Here is a 4,355-nt window from a genome sequence, read left to right on the forward strand (position 1 = left end):
TCCCACACCCCTGTCTGGTCGGGGGCAATCACATCCTTGCTTTTTGTCGCACCCAGCGGTGTACTGTTCTTTTGGTCGCCATGAACCGTTCGGCTACCTGGCGGATAGAGGTCTGACCTGCCTGATAAGCTGCCACAACTCTCTGCCGTAAATCCAAAGAATGGGTTGGCATCCCCTTCTCTTCTGTACCCTATTTTAAATTAATAGGCTGTATTATAACCTGTCATGAATATCTTAGAAATGCTACAGTCCCGGAAACACTGCCAGCAAGGAAGTTACAGAAGCTATGCTATGCTGAGGTATTAGTCATTGAAATCAGCATGCGGGCCCATTACTTACAACACGTGGCGTTTGAAGGTCTCGGCTACATAGAGTCCTGGCTCAAAGCCAAGGGGTACCCTGTAACGGGCACAAAGTTCTTTGAATCGACAAGATTGCCGAGCCTGGATGAATTTGACATGCTCATCGTCATGGGTGGCCCCATGAGTGCCAATGACGAAAGCGCGTTCCCTTGGCTGGTGCAGGAGAAGGAGTTTATCCGCAATGCCATCGAGGCCGGCAAGTCCATTTTGGGCATCTGTCTGGGGGCGCAACTGATTGCCAGCGCAATGGGTAGCCGAGTGTTTCCAAATCGTGTTAAGGAAATAGGCTGGTGGCCGGTGCAAGGGATCCAACCAGCGAACGAGCTGGCCTTTCCTTTTCCGCCCTCGATTGAGGTTTTTCACTGGCACGGGGAAACCTTCGAGCTGCCCCCTGGTGCACTTCACCTTGCCAAAAGCGAAGGCTGTGAGAACCAGGCCTTTCAGCTTGGGCGTTCAGTGATTGGCCTCCAGTTTCACTTGGAAACCACGCCGGAATTGGTGCAAGGGCTTGTCTCCCACTGCGGCGACGAGTTATTGCCATCTACCTATGTGCAGTCGGAAGTAGAAATTCTCTCAGCTCCCCCTGAGAAGTACCAAGCCATAAACCATCTCATGGGCGAGGTGCTCTCCTTTCTCTGTCGCCCCAATCCCTAGGCCCCGCGCTGCGCTCTAGAGGGCGGCCAGAGCCGTAAGATGCATCTGCAAGCCAAAGTTCCAAGGGGCATAGACGTGGGCCATCAGGTTTTGGGACTGGGGATCGCAGGTTGGTCGGCTGCACGGCTGCTGCGAGCCCAAGGAAAAGAGGTGTGGGTCTGGGACGAGCAGGATTCGGAGCTCTTGCGGCAACGGCAGGCAGAGCTGGAACAAGAAGGGATCCCTGTCCACTTGGGCCAGCCTTTTCAACTGCTGCCGGGAGTGGAGCAGGTGGTGGTCAGCCCGGGCATTGCCTGGGATCACCCCTTGCTGCAAGAGGCGCGTCGGCAAGGGATTGAGGTGGTGGGAGAGGCAGAGCTGGCCTGGCAGTTCCTTGAGCATCTGCCTTGGGTAGGGATCACGGGCACCAACGGCAAAAGCACCACCACGGCCCTGGTGGCGGAGATGTTCAAAGCGGCAGGGCTAGAAGGGATCCCCTGCGGCAACATTGGCTTACCTCTGTCTCAGGTGGCGCTGGAGACCTGGCAAGGGCAGCGGCAGCCGGATTGGATCGTGGCAGAGCTAAGCAGCTACCAACTGGAGGCCAGCAGCCGCCTGATGCAGAGCTCCCCTAGCAGCCCACCCCGCATTGGGGTATGGACCACCTTCACCCCCGATCACCTAGAGCGGCATGGCACCCTGGAGCGCTACGCTGGCTTTAAGGCGCGGCTGCTGGAGCGGGCCCAGTGGCGGGTGGTCAACGGCGAGGATCCCTACCTCTTTCACCGGCGGCGAGATTGGGAAAACACCTACTGGGTTTCCCTGCAAGATCCGCAAGCGGATGTCTTCCTGCGGGGGAGCACCCTTTACATCCAGGGGGAAGCGGTGGCGGAGCTGGAGGATTTTGCCGAGCGCTGCCCTGGTCCTCACAACTTGCAGAACTTGCTCTTGGCGGCAGCGGCTGCTCATCTGGCCGGGATCCCTAACACTGCCATTCAGGGAGCCATCCGCTCTTTTGCCGGCATGCCCCATCGCCTGGAGCGGGTAGCCCAAATCCAGGTGGGATCCACCCCCATCCGCTTTGTCAACGACAGCAAAGCCACCAACTACGAGGCCGGCTGGGTGGCCCTCAACGCCCTCTCCCCGCCCATCATCCTCATTGCCGGTGGAAGGGCCAAACAGGGGGATCCCTCGGCCTGGCTGCGGCTTATTCAGGCTAAGGTGGCCCGCGTGTTGCTCATTGGGGAGGCTGCTCCTGCCCTGGCCCAGGCTCTCCAGGCAATCCGCTATACTGACGTCGAGATCCTGCCAACCCTAGAGGTAGCGGTGGAAAGGGCCTTTGCAGCCGCTTGCTCCCTAGCGCAAGCCCTGGCGGATCCCGCTCAGCCCATTACCGTTTTGCTGTCGCCCGCTTGTGCCAGCTTTGACCAGTACCCCAGCTTCGAGCACCGTGGCCACCACTTCCGCGCCTGTTGCCAAGCCCTTGTGGGATCCCTGGAACGCTGAAGCGCGCTGGCTGCGCTGGCTGACGCTGGTTTGGCTGGCGGTGGGCTTGATGATGCTGTTTTCGGCCTCCTACCCGGTGGCGCAGCAGACTACTGGCGATGGCCTCTATTTCTTTAAGCGCCAGTTGCTCTGGGCAGGGCTGGGGCTGGCCTGCTTCGCACTTCTGGTGCGCATCCCTTTGCGGCGCTGGTTCCCCTGGGCCGGGATCCTCTGTCTGCTGGGCATTGGCTTGGTTTGGGCTACCCAGGTGCCGGGGCTGGGGGTTTCTCGCCTAGAAGCCAGCCGCTGGCTGGATTTGAAGGTGATCCCGGTGGTCATCCAGCCTTCGGAATTGCTCAAGCCTCTGTTGGTGCTGCAGGGGGCCTGGGTGTTGGGCCGTTGGTTTTACCACCCCGCCTGGTTTCGCGGCGTCTGGGTTGGGCTCTTTGCTTTGGCGCTGCTAGGGATCCTCCTCCAGCCCAACTTGGGCACCACCGCCATCTGCGGCCTTACCCTCTGGGTCATGGCCTGGACTGCCGGGATCCCCGTTTTTACCCTCTTGGCTACAGCGGGACTGGGGATCCTGGCGGCTGTGGTGAGCATTCTCAGCAAAGACTACCAGCGGCGGCGCATCCTTGCCTTTTTGGATCCCTGGGGGAATGCGCGGGGCGACGGCTATCAGTTGGTGCAAAGCCTTTTGGCCATTGGCTCAGGGGGCTGGTGGGGCAAAGGCTACGGCCTTTCGCAGCAAAAGCTATTCTACCTGCCCATCCAGTACACAGACTTCATCTTTGCGGTGTATGCGGAAGAGTTTGGCCTGGTGGGATCCCTCTTCTTCCTGGGGCTATTGAGCGCCTACACCTGGGTAAGCCTGCGGGTCATGCGGCGCTGTCTCGACCTGCCCACGCGGCTGGTGGCCTGTGGCTGTTTGATGTTTTTGGTGGGGCAGGCACTGCTGAATGTCAGTGTGGTCACCGGCCTGTTGCCAACTACAGGGGTACCCTTGCCGCTGTTTAGCTACGGCGGCAGCTCAATTCTCTCTGGACTAATTATGGCGGGACTGCTGGTGCGGGCCGCCCGCGAGGTGGGCTAAGCTCTGTAAGCGTCTCACTCAGCAGCCAGTAGATAGAGACTTTGGGGTTCAGAAGGGATCAATTGGTAGGGATCCGCCTGGTTAAGCTCCCGACAGAGGCGAGCAAAAGACTGGAGACTTTCAAGGCGCTCCGTGAGCTCGGTAAACTACCCGGCTCCGACCGCTAAGCGGTACGGAGCGGGCTTAAGCGCTACGCGCCGCTGACGCGAAGGGTAGCCCTGCAGTTGGCAAGCCAACCACGAATCTCCAGGCCGGTTTACAGCGACCCCCAAAAGCGTAATGACGTTGGCACCGTTCAAATCTGCATCCCCTTCCCAGCCACAAGCCGGGTTGACACAGCGAAAACGCTTCCCTTCCCGCTGCCCAAGACACAAACACCGGTGGCAGGTCTGCGAGCTGTAGGCAGGCGGCACCACCACAACCTGGATCCCTGCTCTGGCGGCCTTGTAGTGCACAAACTGCCGCAACGGGTAGAACGCCCCTCGCGCTAGCGGGCCGTAGGCCTCACTATTGGCCCGGCGCCGCTCTCTCTTGCTGCGCCGCTGTTGGTTGACACGCTCCCTAATCCCAGTCAAGTCTTCCAAGGCAATAAAGCTGTGGGTGGCCAGTGCTCGAGCAACAAGGGTTTTAGAGATGCAGTGGTTCAGCCAAGTTTGAAAGCGTCTCTCCCGACCAGACAGCCGTTGCAGCAGCTCCCGACATCGACGCCGAGTGCTGCGTGGGCCCTGACTGGCCTTGCGTTGGAGAACCGCTCTCAAGCGGGAGTAGTGATCCCTCACCTT

General features: G+C 59.7%; 4 protein-coding genes and 1 pseudogene. 3 read left to right on the forward strand and 2 right to left on the reverse strand.

Features of this window, described 5'->3' with window-relative positions; translation table 11 throughout:
* Window positions 1-43: 43 nt before the first annotated feature.
* Window positions 44-172, reverse strand: a pseudogene (locus NW863_RS12290) (helix-turn-helix domain-containing protein); the annotation flags it as partial.
* 148 nt (window positions 173-320) lie between these two features.
* On the opposite strand from NW863_RS12290, the gene NW863_RS12295 reads away from it, so the two are divergent.
* From NW863_RS12295 to NW863_RS12305, 3 genes are read left to right on the forward strand one after another with little or no spacing between them, the layout of a single operon-like run.
* Window positions 321-1,016 (forward strand): type 1 glutamine amidotransferase, encoded by a 696-nt coding sequence (locus tag NW863_RS12295; protein WP_414366694.1) that lies wholly within the window; start codon window positions 321-323, stop codon window positions 1,014-1,016.
* 39 nt (window positions 1,017-1,055) lie between these two features.
* Window positions 1,056-2,501 (forward strand): UDP-N-acetylmuramoyl-L-alanine--D-glutamate ligase, encoded by a 1,446-nt coding sequence (gene murD, locus NW863_RS12300; RefSeq protein ID WP_414366696.1) that lies wholly within the window; start codon window positions 1,056-1,058, stop codon window positions 2,499-2,501.
* Window positions 2,446-3,573 (forward strand): FtsW/RodA/SpoVE family cell cycle protein, encoded by a 1,128-nt coding sequence (locus tag NW863_RS12305; protein ID WP_414366697.1) that lies wholly within the window; start codon window positions 2,446-2,448, stop codon window positions 3,571-3,573. Before murD ends, NW863_RS12305 begins: the two co-directional genes overlap by 56 nt.
* A 146-nt stretch (window positions 3,574-3,719) precedes the next feature.
* Here the strand turns inward: NW863_RS12305 and NW863_RS12310 are convergent.
* Window positions 3,720-4,355 (reverse strand): RNA-guided endonuclease TnpB family protein (locus NW863_RS12310; protein ID WP_414366699.1); only part of this gene is annotated, 636 nt, incomplete at its 5' end.

This window comes from Synechococcus sp. B60.1, assembly GCF_047462555.1.
In the GTDB taxonomy this organism is placed as follows: domain Bacteria; phylum Cyanobacteriota; class Cyanobacteriia; order Thermostichales; family Thermostichaceae; genus Thermostichus.

Coding starts and splice junctions, on each gene's coding strand:
- NW863_RS12295 (WP_414366694.1), top strand. CDS start 321: ATGCGGGCCCATTACTTACAACACGTGGCGTTTGAAGGTCTCGGCTAC.
- murD (WP_414366696.1), top strand. CDS start 1,056: ATGCATCTGCAAGCCAAAGTTCCAAGGGGCATAGACGTGGGCCATCAG.